At 38.7% G+C, this 18,444-nt stretch carries 17 protein-coding genes, 3 tRNA genes and 1 other RNA gene; 5 read left to right on the top strand and 16 right to left on the bottom strand.

Going from position 1 to position 18,444, the window contains the following annotated elements:
- Positions 1-51: 51 nt before the first annotated feature.
- The 4 genes from mobA to ACXJIN_RS04505 all read right to left on the bottom strand — a co-directional run bounded on the left by mobA (position 52) and on the right by ACXJIN_RS04505 (position 5,146).
- On the bottom strand, positions 52-636 hold the full coding sequence (gene mobA, locus ACXJIN_RS04520) for a molybdenum cofactor guanylyltransferase (RefSeq protein WP_456399816.1): 585 nt from the start codon (positions 634-636) through the stop codon (positions 52-54).
- Between the two features lie 12 nt (positions 637-648).
- Positions 649-1,380 (bottom strand): molybdopterin-guanine dinucleotide biosynthesis protein B, encoded by a 732-nt coding sequence (gene mobB / locus ACXJIN_RS04515; protein ID WP_456399814.1) that lies wholly within the window; start codon positions 1,378-1,380, stop codon positions 649-651.
- 129 nt (positions 1,381-1,509) lie between these two features.
- Complete coding sequence (locus tag ACXJIN_RS04510; protein WP_456399812.1) at positions 1,510-2,673, bottom strand: C1 family peptidase; 1,164 nt, start codon at positions 2,671-2,673, stop codon at positions 1,510-1,512.
- A gap of 4 nt (positions 2,674-2,677) precedes the next feature.
- A complete protein-coding gene (locus ACXJIN_RS04505) occupies positions 2,678-5,146 on the bottom strand; it encodes an outer membrane protein assembly factor BamB family protein (RefSeq protein WP_456399811.1) in 2,469 nt (822 codons plus the stop codon).
- Positions 5,147-5,295: 149 nt separating this feature from the next.
- On the opposite strand from ACXJIN_RS04505, the gene ACXJIN_RS04500 reads away from it, so the two are divergent.
- From ACXJIN_RS04500 to rnpB, 5 genes are all read left to right on the top strand, one after another.
- Positions 5,296-5,372, top strand: a tRNA-Arg gene (locus ACXJIN_RS04500).
- Between the two features lie 19 nt (positions 5,373-5,391).
- Positions 5,392-5,467, top strand: a tRNA-His gene (locus ACXJIN_RS04495).
- Positions 5,468-5,470: 3 nt separating this feature from the next.
- Positions 5,471-5,547: transfer RNA gene (locus ACXJIN_RS04490), tRNA-Arg, on the top strand.
- Between the two features lie 171 nt (positions 5,548-5,718).
- Positions 5,719-6,483, top strand: a complete 765-nt coding sequence (surE, locus tag ACXJIN_RS04485; protein ID WP_456399809.1) for a 5'/3'-nucleotidase SurE — start codon at positions 5,719-5,721, stop codon at positions 6,481-6,483.
- A gap of 12 nt (positions 6,484-6,495) precedes the next feature.
- Positions 6,496-6,827: RNase P RNA component class A (rnpB, locus tag ACXJIN_RS04480), an RNA gene on the top strand.
- Between the two features lie 219 nt (positions 6,828-7,046).
- Here rnpB and ACXJIN_RS04475 read toward each other — a convergent pair.
- From ACXJIN_RS04475 to ACXJIN_RS04420, 12 genes are all read right to left on the bottom strand, one after another.
- Positions 7,047-9,032, bottom strand: coding sequence for a peptidylprolyl isomerase (locus tag ACXJIN_RS04475; protein ID WP_456399807.1), 1,986 nt, complete (start codon positions 9,030-9,032; stop codon positions 7,047-7,049).
- Between the two features lie 20 nt (positions 9,033-9,052).
- Positions 9,053-12,136, bottom strand: coding sequence for a transcription-repair coupling factor (gene mfd, locus ACXJIN_RS04470; RefSeq protein WP_456399806.1), 3,084 nt, complete (start codon positions 12,134-12,136; stop codon positions 9,053-9,055).
- Positions 12,133-12,432, bottom strand: a complete 300-nt coding sequence (locus ACXJIN_RS04465) for a hypothetical protein (protein WP_456399805.1) — start codon at positions 12,430-12,432, stop codon at positions 12,133-12,135. The genes mfd and ACXJIN_RS04465 overlap by 4 nt, the downstream gene beginning before the upstream one ends.
- A complete protein-coding gene (locus ACXJIN_RS04460) occupies positions 12,432-13,136 on the bottom strand; it encodes a FliA/WhiG family RNA polymerase sigma factor (RefSeq protein WP_456399804.1) in 705 nt (234 codons plus the stop codon). The genes ACXJIN_RS04465 and ACXJIN_RS04460 overlap by 1 nt, the downstream gene beginning before the upstream one ends.
- A gap of 12 nt (positions 13,137-13,148) precedes the next feature.
- Complete coding sequence (locus tag ACXJIN_RS04455; protein WP_456399803.1) at positions 13,149-13,331, bottom strand: hypothetical protein; 183 nt, start codon at positions 13,329-13,331, stop codon at positions 13,149-13,151.
- Positions 13,332-13,353: 22 nt separating this feature from the next.
- Positions 13,354-13,833 carry a chemoreceptor glutamine deamidase/glutamate methylesterase CheD gene (gene cheD / locus ACXJIN_RS04450; protein WP_456399802.1) on the bottom strand — a complete coding sequence of 160 codons (480 nt, stop codon included), beginning with the start codon at positions 13,831-13,833 and terminating at the stop codon, positions 13,354-13,356.
- Positions 13,834-13,844: 11 nt separating this feature from the next.
- A complete protein-coding gene (gene cheC, locus ACXJIN_RS04445) occupies positions 13,845-14,462 on the bottom strand; it encodes a CheY-P phosphatase CheC (RefSeq protein ID WP_456399800.1) in 618 nt (205 codons plus the stop codon).
- Positions 14,459-15,130 (bottom strand): flagellar brake protein, encoded by a 672-nt coding sequence (locus tag ACXJIN_RS04440; RefSeq protein ID WP_456399799.1) that lies wholly within the window; start codon positions 15,128-15,130, stop codon positions 14,459-14,461. The genes cheC and ACXJIN_RS04440 overlap by 4 nt, the downstream gene beginning before the upstream one ends.
- Before the next feature lie 3 nt (positions 15,131-15,133).
- The gene (locus ACXJIN_RS04435) at positions 15,134-15,982 is read right to left on the bottom strand and encodes an AAA family ATPase (RefSeq protein WP_456399798.1); all 849 of its coding nucleotides are present in this window, start codon (positions 15,980-15,982) and stop codon (positions 15,134-15,136) included.
- Positions 15,979-17,076, bottom strand: a complete 1,098-nt coding sequence (gene flhF / locus ACXJIN_RS04430) for a flagellar biosynthesis GTPase FlhF (RefSeq protein WP_456399797.1) — start codon at positions 17,074-17,076, stop codon at positions 15,979-15,981. Before flhF ends, ACXJIN_RS04435 begins: the two co-directional genes overlap by 4 nt.
- Before the next feature lie 252 nt (positions 17,077-17,328).
- Positions 17,329-18,150, bottom strand: a complete 822-nt coding sequence (prmC, locus tag ACXJIN_RS04425) for a peptide chain release factor N(5)-glutamine methyltransferase (RefSeq protein ID WP_456399796.1) — start codon at positions 18,148-18,150, stop codon at positions 17,329-17,331.
- Positions 18,140-18,442, bottom strand: coding sequence for a metal-sulfur cluster assembly factor (locus tag ACXJIN_RS04420; RefSeq protein WP_456399795.1), 303 nt, complete (start codon positions 18,440-18,442; stop codon positions 18,140-18,142). Before ACXJIN_RS04420 ends, prmC begins: the two co-directional genes overlap by 11 nt.
- Positions 18,443-18,444: the final 2 nt, after the last annotated feature.

The raw sequence follows: 18,444 nt of genomic DNA, 5'->3' as shown, positions 1-18,444 counted from the left end.
TCTGCAACATTATATCATCTTAACACTTTGCACGCTCGGCGTTTGAAGATTTTAAGAGCGAAAAAAGCGCTCTTCTAAATTTTTTAATTCTTGAATGGAATTGAAATTCATAAAGCTTTCTTCGTAGCCCTTTAATTCGTGAAAAAAATCTTCTTTTAAAATTTCAACTTTCGAAGCCGTTAAAACCACATGCGTGAGGGTAGATTTAGTTCTTTCTAATTCTTTCTCAATCAAAGGCAAAATGTTTTTCGAATAAATCGCATGCGTCGTTTGGTATTTTTCATTGATAAATGGACACAGTACATTTTGATCATTTATCCTTTCAATCATTCGATTCACAACTTTCTCTGAAATCAATGGCATATCGCATGCGGTTAAAAAGACGTATTCATTCCTTGCGTGAATCAGAGAGCTTTCCAGACCGGCCACTGGTCCTTTGTTTCTATGAATATCATCAAAGGATCTGATGTTGTTCTCTTTCAAGTCTGATCCTACTATTATCACTTCGTCGAATAAATGAGAAATAGCCTCTACAATCATTTCTACCATGCTTTTTTCGTTCACTTTGTAAGTGCATTTGCTCACACCAAACCTTCTAGATTTTCCACCGGTTAATATGGAAAGAGTTATCTTCATTTTACTTTCCGTTTAATTCCTGAGATCGAATTCTATTTTAACGTGGCCTTGCTTGTTCATTCCCTTTAAATTTTTCAGAATTCCAACGTTAACATCTCTTACTATTGAAGAGATAAATGGCAAAATTGGAACCTTTTTCCCGTCTAATTCAACACTTACTGATTTATTTGAAAGTTTTACGCAATTTTTATACGTCTTTTCACCTTTTATTATGCCTATCATCATCGTTGTACAATCACTTCCACAATGGCCACAATCATCTCCGGGAAGAGGTGGCAATGCACTTAAAAGAACGGTGTTGTACAGAGTTGCGTAGTCTCCTGGATGTATGATTTGAACGTCTTCGTTTTCTAAATTTTCAATTTCTCCAACAACTGCGATTGTTAAATCGTCGAGTCGTTCTATACCTTCCGATTTGTTTAAAAACAGGATTTTTGGCATTGGAAATCCAGTTTGGCCTTCCACCAACAAAAAATCGTAGTCTACATGATCCAATATTTCGTAAAGCTTCATTCTCCTCGGAAGATGGAAAACCGTTTCTTCGTTTCCCATGGCAACTGATAAATTAGAACCCGCCTTCACGTACTTCATGCTGTCCTTTGAATCTTTTTCGTAATCAAGGTGATGAGGTGTGCTCTTTACCGTGGCCACCGAATAACCTTGCTTTTTTAGCCTTTTGACGATCTCCATCATTGCGAGCGTTTTTCCGGAGTTGGAAGGGCCAAAAAATTCAATGAGTTTCATGTTTATCATCCTCCATGTTCATTTTTAAATCATTTAAATCGCATTATCCCTTAGTGCTACACAAAATCGATTTTCAGAGGGTACGACACTCATGGGTAAGTTTCACTTTGTAAGTCAGAATGGCCATCTCTACTTTTCAAAGCATGGCACCCACATGTAATTGTTTTCTATCTTCCATTTTGGAATTGAATTTGAATTGAATTCATCTGACGTTAGCATTGGTTGCCTCCAATAACCTTGATCACCCCACTCTGTTCCCCAAGAATTTTTAAGAATCCAAACTGGTCCGTAATCAACTCCATTGTACGTCCAATCATCATTCCATCCTATCAGCAAAACTGCGTGTCCTCCTCTATCAATGGAATCAGACGTTGGACCAGAATAAACCCAACCTTGAGATGATTGACCATTTTGAACGTTAAAATTGGAGTAAACCTCTATGCTTACGGAGAGGGCTCCGTATTTTTCCAAAGCACCTTTTATCGTGTTTATGTAATCGGTATAGTTACTGAAATTAGTTGCCGATGGAATCACAATTGTGTATGACGGTTTAACTAAATGTTGTGTCCAATCTGTATTTGTTGGATTCCATACGATCCATGGGTAACTTTCAGGGTACGTTGTGTAATATTTATAAGGGAAATCGCTTTCTAAAGGCACGCCACGTCTTACGATATCATAAAATGAGAAGAATTGATTTCCACCGTTGTCAGCGTTTGTCTCTTGGTATGAAATGCTTTGAGGTTCTTCTCCGCTCCAACTTATGTGCCAGTCGTAATTGTTATACGCAACGAATTGTTCTGATAAATCCGGAACATTCGGATTGGAAATAAAGGGATACCGGTTCTGAATTTCTGAAGGTCCAAGCTGGACAAGCATTGCACTTTCAAGGGATCCTACAGTGGAAAACGCCCAACACGTCCCATTGTACCATTGATTTTTAACGGGAGTGACGTATGAAACTCCATTTACGTTTCTTAAATCGAAATTCGATGGCAAATTTGAAAAAAGAGGTGATGTGAGCACTTGCTGGGTTGAGAATATGTCATTTTTTGTTCCTATGAGTCCAACTGGTCTTTTAACTTTTACGTTGGTACTTTGATTGGTCTTTTGAACTTTTTCAAACCACCTGTTCAAAAACGTCTTCGGTATGGCTTTTAATCCCATTGCTGGCAATGCTTGAGCTGTGGAACTTGACTTTTTGGGAGTCAATGCGCATCCCGAAAGTACAAAAACAAATGTTAATAAAATCAAAATGAGGATGATCTTTACACCCTTATTCATATTTTTCATACCTTCACCTCGCACTTCCGTTATGATAGCGATCACTCATAAACATTGGCCATTCTTCAGATGCCGTCGTTGAACTCAGGGCTTTAATTTTATACAGTTTTCCATCGTCACAACCAACGTAGATGTAGCCGTCATACAAAACGGGATTGGATTCCACGTTGTATCCCAACTTAACAAAACTTAATATCTTTCCGTCTCCCGGAGCCAAAGCGTAAAGAATATTTCCAGACGCTACATATATAACCCCGTTATCTCCTATAACGGCAGAGCTTGAAATCCCACCCATAGGGGTTGAAAGATCTTCCGACCATAAAATTTTTCCTGTTTTGGAGTCAATGGAGTAGAAAATTCCGTCTGACGTTCCCACATAAATAACACCATTTGGGGAGATAACCGGATTGGTGTAAATTTTAGTTCCACGAGATCCATCCAAAGTTACCGGTTGCCACCTTAAATTCCCGTTTGGTGTGAAAGACCACAACTTTGTTCCACAAACGTAAACATTTCCACTTGAATCCAAAGCAGCTGAACCGTATATTGGACCTCCGAGTAGACGAGACCAATCAACATCTCCGTTTTCTAAATTAACAGCGTAAAACGTTCCATTGTCTGAACCAATAAATAGATCTATTCCATTCGTTACCGGACTTGACCATATATAACCACTGTAACCTCCTACATTGCCAATTTTTTGTGGGCTCATCGAACTTTCTGTCATTTTGTAAACATTTCCAATGTGATCTACAACGTAGACATTTCCGCCATAAACCAATGGCGCTGAAATTATGGCATAAGTAGATATGTTAACCGTGTACGCGTTATCAAAAGGTGAATAAGAGTAAATGAGTTGTCCTCCGTTGTTTCCAACAAAGACGGCGTTATTGTCTTGATCGATAACTGGAGCACTCCACATTGGTGAATGGCTTTTAAAGTAATTGTACGCGTTTGATGAGAATTTGAAAAAAAGGCCTTGTTGACTTCCTATGAAAACGATTCCATTTGGAGATATTGCCGGTGACGAGTAGACTTGTCCGGATGTTGGCGTGCCATTGGTGGACAAGATCCACACATTTTCTATACTCATTGAACCGCTCACATTTTCCGTTCCAGTAAAGTTCACGTTGTTGGTAGGTCCTGAGACATTTCTGCTAGAAGGAACAAAGGTGTATCCACTTAGGTATGGTGTAACGGTCACGTTGCCGTTGAGCCCATCTTTTGACCAATAACCATTCGAATTCGTTGTAACGGATGTATATCCATTGGTGAATGAGATGGTTACACCTGATAGTCCATTTCCAGAATTATCTCTTACGTATCCGGATACACTGTAAGTTATCGGAAGTGGAGGAGTTCCAATGAAGCTCACATCATTTCTTGCGCCTGTTACAGTTGTGCTTGCAGGCGTAAATGTCCATCCGCTCTTTGAAGGAGTTACAACCACACTTCCACTTAAGCCGTTTTTTAACCAATAACCATTTGAGTTTGTTGTCACAGATGAGTATCCTTCACTGAATGATATAGTTACGCCATTTACCGGTTTGCCAGATGTGTCTTTGACGTACCCGGATACCGTGTACGTTGCTGGAGTTGGAGGAGTTCCAATGAAGTTCACATCATTTCTTGCGCCTGTTACGGTTGTGCTTGGGGGTGTAAACGTCCATTCGCTCTTTGAAGGAATTATAGCCACACTTCCACTTAATCCATCTTTCGACCAGTAACCATTTGAGTTTGTTATCACAGGTGAGTACCCTCCACTGAACGATATGGTTACATCGTTTACTGGATTTTCAGATGTGTCTCTGACGTACCCAGATACCGTGTACGTTGGTCTGCGCATTGTTGTAAAATTCCAGATATTGCTTGACTTTGTCCCTCCAATATCGTTTTTTGCTACTACTTTCCAATAGTATTTCGTGAAGTAAGACAGCCCTTCTAAGGTATAACTCGCGGAAGTTAAGCCTGACACTTTCAATTGGGGATTTTTTGACGTTCCAAAGTACACATCGTACGTTAATTTCAATCCATTCGGATCGTTGTCTTGCCATTTTAACGTTATTCTTGTCGAAACATCCGTTTGGCCATTAAAAGGTACCGGATTAGAGGGGACGTTGGGCGTAGGAATTGGTCTTGTTGTGAATGACCATACTGGTCCTGATGTCGAGCCGAAAGAATTTTTTGCAACGATTTTCCAGTAATAGGTTGTTGAATAGTACAGATTTTGAAGTGGATAATTTGTTTGTTTTAATCCAGATTTAAATAATGTAGGATTCGAAGAGGTTCCAAGGTACACATCGTACGTCACATCGCTACCTGAGGATTTCCATTGCAAAATAAGATTTGTTGGCATATTCGTTTGCCCGTTGGAAGGACTCACGTAAAGCGGTTTTTGTGGCGCTTGGAGTATGCAGCCTGAAAGTGTAAAAATCAATGTGAAAAACAAAAATATATAAATTATCCTTCGTCGTCTAAACATTTCTTTCTCCTTTCAATGATTTTCATTTATTACATTCCAAATTTGACACTTAAAGTGTGTTTCATTATATCATCAACAAAAGCCCCATCAAATTGCTTTTCAAATGAAGTTGACAACGATGCAATTTATTGATATAATTCAACATGTACGCGCCCGTAGCTCAACTGGATAGAGCAACGGACTTCTAATCCGTAGGCTGCAGGTTCGAGTCCTGCCGGGCGCGCCACTTTTTTATCACAAGCGTGGTGGCTGTAGCTCAATTGGTAGAGCGTCGGACTGTGGATCCGAATGTTGCGGGTTCAAGCCCCGCCAGCCACCCCAAATGCGCCTGTGGCTCAACTGGATAGAGCATCGGACTTCGGATCCGAGGGTTGCGGGTTCGAATCCTGCCAGGCGCGCCAAAAGAGTTGAATCCCCGCCTTTACAAAAGGCGGGGATTTGTTGTAAAATTATTGATCTCGCTTTTATAAAAAGTAAATTTTCACGCTATGTGTGGACATTACGAAAGACACTTTTTGAAATACCTTGTTGCTCAGGTTGAGCCAAGAATTATTTCTTAATGGAGGTGGAGTATGAACATTCTTATCACAAATGATGATGGTATAATGTCTGAAGGAATAGAAATACTGGCTAAAGAAGTGTCAAAAATAGCAAATGTTTTGGTTGTCGCTCCGGATGTGGAAAGAAGCGCAACGGGTCATGCCATAACGATAAGAAATCCTTTGTGGGCAAAAGAAGTGAAATTTGGAGAAAAATTTTTTGGCTATGCCGTGAATGGAACACCAGCCGATTGCGTTAAATTGGGAATACAAGCCATATCCAAAGACAAAAAAATCGATCTTGTTCTTAGCGGAGTGAACAAAGGAGCGAATTTGGGAACGGATGTAATGTACTCAGGAACGGTTTCAGGTGCCCTGGAAGGTGCGATGATGGGTGTACCATCGATTGCGATTTCAAGTTGTTCGAATTCAAATCCAAATTTCATTTCGGCGGCAAAAGCGGCGGTAACGCTTGTTAAAAACATGAATTTGAAGGATTTTCCGGAATTTTCTTCTCTAAATGTGAACGTTCCAGCTATTTCTTATGACGAGATAAAAGGTTATAAACTTACGAGACAATCAAAAAGGCGATTTCAAGATTTCTTTGAAGCGCGCAAAGATCCGTTTGGTAACACCTACTATTGGATGTTGGGAGAGATAATAGAGGACGATCCGGGGAAAGATGCCGATTATTATGCAGTGGAAAATGGGTACGTATCCGTCACACCTTTAACCATTTTTCATAACGATTTTGAATTTATGAAAAAATTGAAGGATCATCCATTTTTCAAATCATAGATTTTTTCAAAGGGAATGGGGCGAATGGTCGCGGCAGTGCGCATTATTGCCGAGGAAAGTCCGGACTTCACAGGGCAGGGTGCCGGGTAACGCCCGGAAGGAGTGATCCTTGGAAAGGGCCATAGAAACGAAAACCGCCCGTAGGGCAAGGATGGAAAGGCGAGGTAAGAGCTCACCGGCAAACGGGAAACCGTTTGGCCTGGTAACCCCCACCCGAAGCAAGACCAAATCGAGAGGAAGGTGGCCCGCCAACTCTCTGGTAGGTCGCTTGAGGAATGTGGTAACGCATTCCCTAGATAGATGACCATTCAAGACAGAATCCGGCTTACAGCTCCATTCCCTTTTTCATCACTTGATGTGCGCTAATGCGGAAAAATTGGTATTTGGTATGAAATCCCTTTGTACAGCTTTTATTAGAGATTCTAACACGTAAGAAGTACAGATTTGCTCTGAATTTACTTCAAAAATTGCCTTTTGTAAGTTCCGCATAATATGGGCTCTGTTTACAACAATTAGAAAGCTCTCCTTAAAAGGAGAGCTTTCTAAAATTTAAAATGAAAATATTACTTGTTTGTGGGAAGTGGAATATTCAAAGCCGGCGTTGACTGTAAGCTTGTTCCCGTGGATGTCGGAGTGGAGCTTTTCGAAATCAGGCCTTCTATTTGTTTTATAACGTCGTTTATACCCGGGTACTTTGGATTCACTTTTTTGAGTTGTTTGAGGTACTTCAACTCATCCGTGTAGTTTTTCATCTTTTCGCTCATGCTTATCAGGGTAACCAATGCACCTTGTTTTATGGTTGTGGAATTGGACGTGTATTCTATGCTTTCAAGGCCGCTTTTTACGTAAGCCAAATACGGTGTCAATTGGGATGAATACATCTTAAACGTTTCTTTATTCGAAATCATGGGTTCCAGTAACTTGTACTGATTCTGGAAGTATTGCAACGCAACTTTCTTGTTTGAAGGATCCACCTTGTAAAGTTTTGTAACCACATCCGCAGAATAAGGCGCTACCTTGTAAAGCGCTTCAAGCACCTCTTTTATCTTGTTTGAAATGTCTTTTAAATTTGCTTGATACTTTTGATACGCTTGTTGAATTTGTTCCTGTGTTTTGTATCCTTCTTTTTCTAATTTTTCTTTTGCCATAACGAAGTTAAGCGCCCTTTGAAGATCCAATTTTTCGTTAAAGAGTTTGGAAAAAGCTGTTCCCGTCGCTTTGTCCATCTCTTTGCTCACTTCTCTCAACTTGCTTTCCAGTTCATTCGAGCTTAGATTGACGTAAGTTGAGGAAGTGCTTGGAGAATTCACGTAATAGCTTTCAAGATCTGTGTTCTGGGATTGTAGATCACTTTTGTACGTTTCAAGAGCGGTTTCGTAAAGCGCCAACAATCTCGGATCTATTGAAAGGTTAACAGTTGCATTTTTTGTTGGATAGACGTAAGCGCTCATTTCATCGATGAATCTCTTTATTCTTGCCGTATCTGTTGCTGGAATAGAATAGAATTTTTCGACGTACGGTAAAACATCTCCTTCTATTTTGTAAGAGATGTGTTCATCTTTTTTATATTTTTTTAACCAGGCGTAGAATTTTTGATTCTTAACTTCATTTAGTAAAGTGTTGTAAATGGGAGTTGCACTTTTCACGGCGTTAAAATTATTGTAAAGTTTCTTGCCTTCAACATCTATAAGATGCCATCCATATTGAGACTGAACCGGCCCAACGATTTCTCCAACTTTTGCATTGAAAGCCGCCTCTGCAAAAGGCTTAACCATTTGAGTTCTTGTAAACCAGCCCAGTTCTCCTCCATTTGTAGCGCTGCCAGTGTCTTTGGAATATTTTTTGGCAGCATTGTAGAAAGTTATCTTCTTATCCTTTATCATCTTCAATATTTTGTCTGCCGTTGCTTCACTGGAAACCAAAATGTGTGAAGCTTTAACCTCGTCGTATTGATTTTCTATCTCCTTTTTGTGTTCTTCGTAGTATTTCTTTACATCATTTTCAGTCACATTTGCAACCAAATTTATAACTTTCTGCGTAATGAGATTTTGACGGACATTAGGCTTAATCGCATTTTCAAAGTTCTTTATAGAACCATACTTGTTGATGATGTAAGATTTCGTTTGAGGATTGGAAGTGTATTGTTTAACTAAAGCCGCCAATTGCGAGTTAACTTCACTGTTTTCAACACTTATGTTATTCGTATTTGCAAAGTAATTAACCACTTTTTGGTCTGCAAGTTGTTTTATAGCATCCACCTGCATTTTTGGGAGTTCAAAAAGCGAATCTGGCTCCTTGCCGTAGTAAGTTTTATAATTTGAAATCAAGCTCTGAACGTAGTTTTGTAGGTCATTTGGCATAATCCAATATTTGTACGACAGTGGTGTGCCATCTTTGGTTAAGATGGCAACAGCCTGACTTGGAGAAGGCTTATAAGCTTTGTTTTGAGCTCTAGAACCTCCCATGTAAGCCGCTATGGACCAACCGGCAATACCGGCAACAAAGGTGATAACGATTATCCATACGATGAGAAGAGCATGTTTTTTCATTTTCTGCATCCACATATTTTTTAAGACACTCCTTCCTTTATGATTGCCATATATTTTTTGTAATTCAAAAGTATTTCCAACAACGATCGTAAATCTCCATTATGTATTACATCGCGCAAGATCATAACATTTTTAGATGGATTTGTTAAGCCTTCTTTGTAAAATCTTTTAAAATTCGTCAAAGCCTCTATGCTTTCAAAGATCATTTCCACGTCTTGATGCTTTGCTTTTATGCTTTCCACACCACTTTGAGCGGCAAGCACCCTGATTTTGGCATGTTGCAAAAGTCTCGTAACTTGTGTGGGAATAGCACCAAATCTATCTCTCATTTCTTCTTTTAAGCTGTCAACTTCTTCAACATTTCCAGCCGATGCCAATCTTCTGTACATTTTCATTCTTTCTATCGAATCGGGAATGTAAGATTTTGGCAACACCGCTGATGGCAATTCCACTTCTATTTTCTTATTTTCAAACGTTTTTTCTCCTTTTTTAACTCTGGATATTACCTGATGAAGAATTTCTTTGTACATATAAAGACCTATGGAATCTATATATCCGTGTTGCTTGAAACCAAATACTTCCCCAACGCCTCTTAATTCCATATCTCTCAACGCCAATTCCATCGCACTACCAGGCTCTGAAAATTTGGTCAGCGCTCTTAGCCTTTCCATAACTTCATTAGAAGGCTCTTTAAAGTACGTTAAATAAATAAACGCCCGCTTATTCGATCTTCCAACTCTGCCTTTCAATTGATAAAGCTGGCTCAAACCATATCTTTCTACATCGTCTACTATCAAAGTATTCGCATTTGGAACATCAACGCCATTCTCAACAACACTTGTGGCTACAAGAACGTCTACTTTTCCGGTGTAAAAATCGTCTATCGTTTTTAAGAAATCTTTTTTTTGCATTCTCCCGTGAACGCACGCCACTTTTAAAGAAGGTAATATATTCTTTAATTTATCTGTGACAACATTCAAATCTGCAACACGGTTGTGAACGTAAAAAACTTGACCTCCCCTGTTGATTTCTCTTAAAATAGCGCTTTGGATTATTTTCTCATTCCACTTTGCAACGTATATTTTAGGAGTTACTCTTCCAATTGGCGGCGTTTGAATGACGGACATTTTTTTGATACCGGAAAGTGCCATGTGCAGCGTTCGTGGAATAGGGGTGGCTGCAAGTGTTAAAACGTCTACGTTAACCTTAATCTTTTTCAGAAAGTCCTTTTGTTTTGTACCAAAACGTTGTTCTTCGTCTATAATAACAAGACCCAAATCGTTAAATCTTAATTTTTGATTTAGCAACGAATGGGTTCCAATAACGACATCTATTTTCCCATTTGATATAGCTTCAAAGAGCTCTCGACGTTCTTTCAAAGAGATTTGAGACGTAAGTAAAGAAACTTTTATCCCAAAAGAGTCCATTCTTGAAGAAAAGAGGTTGTAGTGCTGCCGTGCTAAAATGGTGGTTGGTGCGAGCAAAACTACCTGTTTTCCATTGACCACTGCGCGAAAGGCTGCCCGTAGGGCCACTTCAGTTTTTCCAAATCCCGTATCTCCACATACTAACCTGTCCATTGGCTTGATCGATTCCATGTCCGATAAAACTTCTTCTATTGCCTTTGATTGATCTGGAGTTTCCATGTGTTCAAAACCTTTTGCAAAAGCCCTTTCAAGTTCCGTGTCCGGTTCAAATGCGTATCCTACACTTTCTTCTCTCTCAGCGTATAATTCCATCATGGAACGTACTTCTTCTTCAATATTGGCTTTGATCTTTTCTTTTGTCTTTTTCCATTCTCTGCCGTTAATATCTGACAAAACCGCTTTTTCGTTTGAACCAACGTACTTGTTAACAAGTGTGAATTTTTCCACTGGAACGTAAAGGATGGCGTTGTTTTTATACTTTATTTTTATGTATTCATGTTCCCCGTCTACATCTTTTATAATTTGAGTTCCCTCGTAAATACCTATTCCATGTTCTGAGTGTACTACTAGATCGCCCTCTTTTATATCTGAAAATCCAGAACTTTGAATATTTTCTGCTTGGTCATTGGATTGTTGTCTTGGCATGGTATAAGAGAATTTTGGACTTTTAGTGATCTTTATTACGTCATCAAATGGAGCTTTTATTGGATTTTTGGAGATTGAGATTTCCTTGGGATGTTTCAAATTTTCGAAGAAAGCGTACGAAAATTTTTTGTACAGTTCTTCAAAGCTTTTTCCGTACAACTCTACAATTTCTTCTTCGTATTCTTCATATCTTTTCCTGCATGTTTGGGGTTCAAACACCACAAGATATTCATCTTTATCAAGCATATCGATAGCGGAGTAAGAATTCTTCCAGAAAAGTCCACCCATTCCTTGAAGGGTTTCAAAAGAATTTTCCGTGAATTCGAGGTGATTTGATTCTTTTAACCTTTCATGCGCTAACTTTAAAGATTCATCGTTGACTACAAATTCAAGAAACGGGAAAATTTCCACACTTTCAACTTTTCTTTCGCTTAACTGAGTATCTGCGTTGAAAATGCGAATGGATTCGATTTCATCGTCGAATGTTTCCACCCTCACGGCGGTAGAAATAGGTGAAAATATGTCTATTATGTCTCCTCTTATTGCAAATTCTCCGACACTTCTAACTGTCATTACACGCCTATAGCCCCGTTGAATGAGCCATTTTACGAAGTTCTCTTTTAATTTTCCGCCTTTACGAAGGAGCATGGCATTTGTGAAGAATGAAGGTGGGGCGCTTCTTTTTAACGCAGCCATTACATCTGCAATGACAGCCGTTTTCTTTCTGACTATACTCGTTAAAGCTTTTATTCTGTTCGAGATGCTTTGCTTTGATGGTTCCAAAGATTCGAAAGGAAGAGTGTCATGATCTCCTAATATTTCACATTCAAAGCCCGTTTCTTTGATTAAATTCGCGAACTTTGATGCAAGTCTCATATCTGGTACAACGATCAATGGCTTTAAATTCTCACTTAAAAGCGAAAACGCAATCCCTACTAACACGTCATCTGACGCTGGATAGACATTTATTCTATTCGCTTTTAAGTTCATATTTAGAGTGGGGATACTTTTTTTTACCTCTTCAAGATTCATAGTCGAATATCTATAACCTTTCCGCGATAAGGATCTGAGTTTTCACTCTCTTTTTTGCGTCTTTTAAACGAGTAAAACGACTTGCCGTTTTCATTAGAATCGGTGGAAGTGCCAACGTTAGGATTTTGAGTTCTATCTTTGGAGATAACCCTGCTTCTGTTAAGCGTGTTTTGTTTTTCCTGTTCAAATGTTGTTATTTGTTGAGCGGAACTCATCATTTGTTGGGAGTATTCAACGTTTTGTGCGCTGTCAACACTTTTTACTATTACAACTTGTAAATCTATTGGTCTTAACATCACCTCATCCCCTTAAATTTTTCCCTTATCTTCGAAAGAGCCACAGAATGTATTTGACACACTCTCGACTCGCTTATTTCCAAAATTTGAGCTATTTCTTTGAAAGTTAAGTCGTCGTAATAATACAACGAAAGTAACAATTTCTCTCTTTCTGTTAGACTGTCTATAGCGTCTTTTAGTTTTATTACCATTTCTTCGTCTTCGTAAAGTTCTTCTGGGGTTTTATCCTGAGAGGGTATCAAATCTCCTATTTCTTCGTTTGAAAGAAGGTATCTATCTAGTGAAAGAATTTGATTTCTGGCTATTTCACGTTCAATTATTCCCACTTCTTTTTCGTCTATCCCAAGTTCCTCGGCGATTTTGAAGTTTATCGTTTCTGGATCTTCATTCATGAATTTCATTCTTGCCTGTTCCACAGCTTTTAGCTTTTTTCTGAGTGTTCGGGGCATCCAATCTATCGATCTGAGATAGTCTAACATTGCACCACGAATTCTCGTTACCACGTAAGTTGAAAGTTTCACATGACGTGATGGATCAAACCTTTCCAAGGCCCCTAAAAGACCTACCACTCCTTCTTGAATTAGATCTTCAATTTCAACGGAAGGAGGTAAGGATTTTGCCAGGTCGTAAGCGAGCTTTCTTATTAAAGGTGTAAATTTCTTTACTGCCCATTCTTTATCCACGTAACTTTTCAGCGATATCACCTTTTTTACTCTTTACCGTTTTGAATCTCTTTTATCAAAATACCTTCCCTTTTCTTTCTTTCCAGATGTAAAAATGGCGTAAACCAAATAGAGCAAAAACTCTATCAAACTCGCAGAAACAGTTGCCCTTATCAAAGAATCAACGATATCCCAACCTGCATGGACATTCAGAAGAAGAAATAAGAATTCAAACAATAAAAATAGGTAGGTCCATGCCTTATATTTTGGAGAGTTCAATCTTTTCTTTTCCACCAACTTTCTTGATAAATAGCTCTCCTGTGTCAAGGTGAAACTCTATGCTTCTTGCCCTATTTTGTCCAGTGTCTTCAGCGACTAGTGGAATTTTCAAAGAAAGTAGAACCTCTTTTACCTTTTCAACGTTTCTCTTTCCAATATCGAAACCTTTACTTTGAAACATAGCCGCTCCGCCGGCTATTTTCGCTTCTAAATCTCGCAGATTTGCGCCTTTTTTGAGTATCTCATTAACCATTATTTCTATTCCCGGTTTTGCGTACTTACTCAATTTTCCAGTGGTTGCATTTGTTTCCGGAAGCATGACATGTATCATTCCACCTACACGTTTTTTCTTGTCCCTTATGCATACACCCACACATGAACCTAATCCTAGAGTTACGAGAATAGCGGGATTACTTGCAACAGCGTATTCGCCTATACCTATTATTATCTTTCCTGCCATACTTTTTTACCTCACTGAATGCCAAGTTTTGAGAAGATTTTATCGAGACTTTCCCCTTCTGGAAATAGCATCAAAAAGCCTTTAACGTCCCCTTCTTCTGAAATGTTTAAAAGATTTTCCACCATTATAACATCATCGTACTCTTCCGCGGCTTGAATTGATGTTTCTGCGATTATCGCTCCCAACATGTCCACTACCAACATGGGAACATCACTTTCCAAGAAAAGAGACGTGAAATTAGAAAGTGCTATTATGTACGAAGAGCACATGATATTTCCTATCTCTTTTAAAACAGATTGCCCCATTTCATCCAAACTCGTCAGATCTTCTGGTTCCTGACCAATTAGAAAAGATATGAGTTTTTTGGCAGCCTGAGATGGAAATATCATCAACATTTTTCCGGGTGCGTCTCCTTTTATACCAACAACTGTGGCTGCGGTTATTTCCTCCGGCTGGTCAAGAACCTTGTACAAATCCGATAGATCCACGATTTGCGCATGCGGAACTTCTATGTCCACGGTTTTTCCTATCATATTTGAAAGAGACGTTGCTGCATTTCCTGCCCCTATATTTCCTATTTCTTGTAAAACGTCAAGTTGCATATCACTTAGTTTATCTCTCCATTTCACTCTTCATTTCCTCCTTTCGATTTCAGCTCGAGTTTGAATATAAACCTCATTATCTTATCTTGTGTTGATAAAGGCATATTAAAAAATTCCAAACCGTAATAAAAGATCCCATTTGTACGATTTTCATTTTCTATTTTCCTCACAATTTTTGCCTCTTGATTTGCTAAAAATAGATCTTCTTCGAATTGAAAGTTAATTTTGACTATTGTTCCGACGGTGAGTTCTTTAGTTGTCCCTATCTTCATTCCCCCGGCACTTACGTCAAAGCTCATAAAAGTTACACTTTCATTCTCCGGTGTTATCAAAGTTCCATTTGCTATGAATTTTATTCTTAAAAATCTTCTCCTCTGAACCCTTCTTATTTTTCCCTGTATTCTAAACAAAGTCAGAGGAAGATTATCTTCTTCTTTGTTTTCCAAAACTACTCCGTAAAAAACGTACAGAGACATCTTGTCCACCACCGAGAGACGAGCCGTCAAACCTTTTGGGAATGGGACAAACCTTCCCTTCAAAGAAGGCATTGCCGCTTTCACGATATCGTTTTCAACATCCTGAACGGTAGATTTGAACACGCCTCCCGTAAAGCCCGTGATGGAACTTGCCTCTATTCTTAAAGGTAAACCGGGTTTTAATTTGCTTACATCGACTTCCTCGAGGAAATAAGCCAACGCTCATCTCCCCCACCTGAAAAATTTTTTTATCTTTTCCACAAAGCTACCTTTTCTATTCACCATTTCATGTTGATTTTCCATTATAGCAGAAACCAGCCCCATTACGCCAAATGTAGGTTGAATGTGTTTGTAAGAAAGCACAAAGGGCTTTTGTTCTCTAACCGATTTTTTAACTCGTATATCGTTAAGCATAGAGTAAGATTTTTCGAATTTCAACGTTGTGAATTTTGACGTTATCTCTTGAAATCTTTTTCCGAGCATCCTACCCTCATTCAACGAATTCGCCATGTTGACCATGAGATACAACTTACTTTTTAGCCCTTTTAAAGATAAAATTTTCAAAAAAGTGTAAGCATCCATTATCGCTGTTGGTTCTGGAGTTAAAACCAAAACAAAGTCATCTGAAGCCATGTAAGCGCTGTCCATTTTTTCTGAATATCCCGCTCCCATGTCTATGAGAACGTAATCCATTTCATTGCCAAGCATTTGAAATTCAGAAAAAAATCTTTCCATTTCTCCCATTTCAAAGGCATATATGTCTTCCACATCATTTCCACTGCTTAAAAGTGAAAAACCATACGCGGTTTCTTCAAGAATATCTTTTACGCTTAAACCTTCATTAAAAAAATCTTTCAACGTGTGTTTTACATTTATTCCGCCCAGAACATCAAGATTCGCAAATCCGACGTCCATATCTATAACGAGCACTTTTTTACCCCTTTTGGCAAGAGAAACGGCCGTATTTAGTGTTACAAGAGATTTACCTACTCCTCCTTTTCCAGAGGCAAATACAACGAATTTGGCTGTGTCTACGCTGTTCCTTAAGGCAACGGCTTGATCTTCTATCATTTTAAAACCTCCTTAATCATCAAAGAAGGTATGTCTATCTCATCGGCGTTGATTATATCATTTGGAACGTTTTGACCATTGGTAACAAAGGATATGGGAAGAGAAAATTCTTCCAAAGCTTTAACAGCCCCCAATATTGAAGACGTTTCATCTACCTTGGTAAGTATGAAATGTGTTGGAGCGGCTACCGAAAAGCGCCTTAGAACGTCTTCCATGTCTTCTCGCTTTTTAGTCGCATCCACCACAAGGAAAACGATGTCCGGTTTTATCTTTTGAACGTAAGAGGATATCTCAGTGATTTTCATTTCATCTTTTTGGCTTCTTCCAGCGGTATCAACCAAGAGCACTTCGTCTTTTACTTTAGATGAAAGTTCAAAAGCTTCATCTGGAGTATAAATAACTTTAAAAGGTATATGCATTATGTCCGCATACGTTTTCATCTGTTGAGCTGCCGCTATCCTGTAAGTGTCCAAAGTGACGATCGTCAGAGGTTGCCTTTCTTTCATTTTTATCATGGCCGCTATCTTTGCAAGCGTGGTTGTCTTACCCACCCCTGTTGGACCTATGAGCATTGCCTTCTTTGGCGCTGAGAATTTTATTTTCTCTGTTTTTACCATTTTTTCAAAGTGGGATCTTAGAGCCGCAGAAAGTTTCTCCTTATTTTTAGCTTCAACTGTACTCATATTTTTTGAAAGCTCTGTAACGATCTTTGAAGCTTCTTCGCTCTTCATTCCCTTTTCAACCAATCTGACGTATATGCTTTCAAAGGGTTCTGAAAAATTACCACTGATTTTTGCAGAAGAAAGACGTTGATTCATGATTTTCAGAGTGCTCTTTATTTCACTCAATTCACTTTTCAATTCACTGGTACTTTCACTTTCTTTGAAATACGTGCTTTCTTTCTTTTTTAAGTGATCACTTTGATCATCTTCTCTAAAGGCGGTCACTTCAACGAATACTTTCGAACCTATTCCCAAAAATCCGCCTCGGCGCACGCGACGTGTTTGGAGGATTACCGCGTCTGATCCCAATTCATTTTTTACTTTTATCATGGCTTCGGCCATGTTGGCAGCGAGAAATTTCTTCAATTCCATATCTTTCACCCTTCGCAAACTTTTGCAGTTGCCATTGATAAAAAATGAAAAATAACTTTGATAAGATATAAATATAATATTACGTTTTTATGAAGTTTATAATTTTCATTCAATCCTTGAATTAAGTTCATTATACACGAATATCCATTAAGAAGTGAACAGTTTTATCGCATGAAAATCAAATTAAATGAAAGAATCTATTTTTTGCCCTAAAGTTCAATTTTTGGCGTTTATCGTTTGAAAATATTGTAACTAATATTTTTTCACCACGGCTATTCTATTTCTTCCTGATATATCGTTGATTATCTCGTACGAAAAGCCTTCCTTTTCAAAAAAAGTTTTCAAGCTCTTTCTAAATGGATGTGCTATTTCAAAGTAGAAGATTTTTGGAAAATACCTTTTAAGAATGAATTTGTAAAGTTCATTACCATCTTCGCCTCCAACTAAAGCGTTGTAAGGTTCTTTGTGAAGTTCAGGCAGTTCTTGCCATTCTTCTTTTGTAAGATACGGAGGATTGGAAACGACGATGTCCGGAGATAAGGGCTCTATGCCGTAAGTGCCAATATGTATTTTTTCAGAAACATTATGAATTTTTGCGTTTTCTTTGGTAAGCGCTATGGCGTTCTCGTCCACATCAATTGCCCATATTTCACAATCAGGGACGTATTTTGCTATAGAAACTGATATAACACCGCTTCCGCAACCGATCTCAACTATCTTTAACCATTTTTGCCTTTTTGCATCTATGATAACTCTTTCAACTAATTCTTCAGTTTCCGGACGTGGCACCAACACTTTGTCGTTTATTTTAAATTCCAAAGCCATGAACGACTTTTTTCCGATGATATGATGAACTGGAACTCCTTCATATCTTTTTTTTATGAATTCTCTGTATTTTTTTAGCGCATCGTCGTTTAAATACTCGTCAAAGTGGGTGTAAAGCCATAACCTACTTTGCGAAGTAGCGTAACTCAAAAGCATCTCCGCGTCTACACGCGGAGATGGCGAAACTTTTTTCAAATATTTTGTGGTCCATTCTAAAACACTTTTAACAGTCCATTTTTCAGAGGCCAAGACGCGCCCTCACCTCTGGTTCTATCATGTCGGGCGTCCACGGTGGATCCCATACCAGTTCCACATCCACGGATTTCACGCCTTCCACATTTTCCAATATGTTCTTCGCATCTTCTGTTATCATTCCAACGAGAGGACATCCTGGAGTCGTCATTGTCATTTTTATCTTTACGTCTCCTTCTTCTGAAATATTAACTTCGTAGACTAAACCAAGAGATACAACATCCAACCCTATTTCCGGATCGATAACGGCTCTTAGGGCTTCCATAATTTTTTCTTTTGTAACCGCCATTT

The sequence above is a fragment of the Mesoaciditoga sp. genome (assembly GCF_054006115.1).
This window is presented reverse-complemented; position numbering and strand designations above follow the sequence as displayed.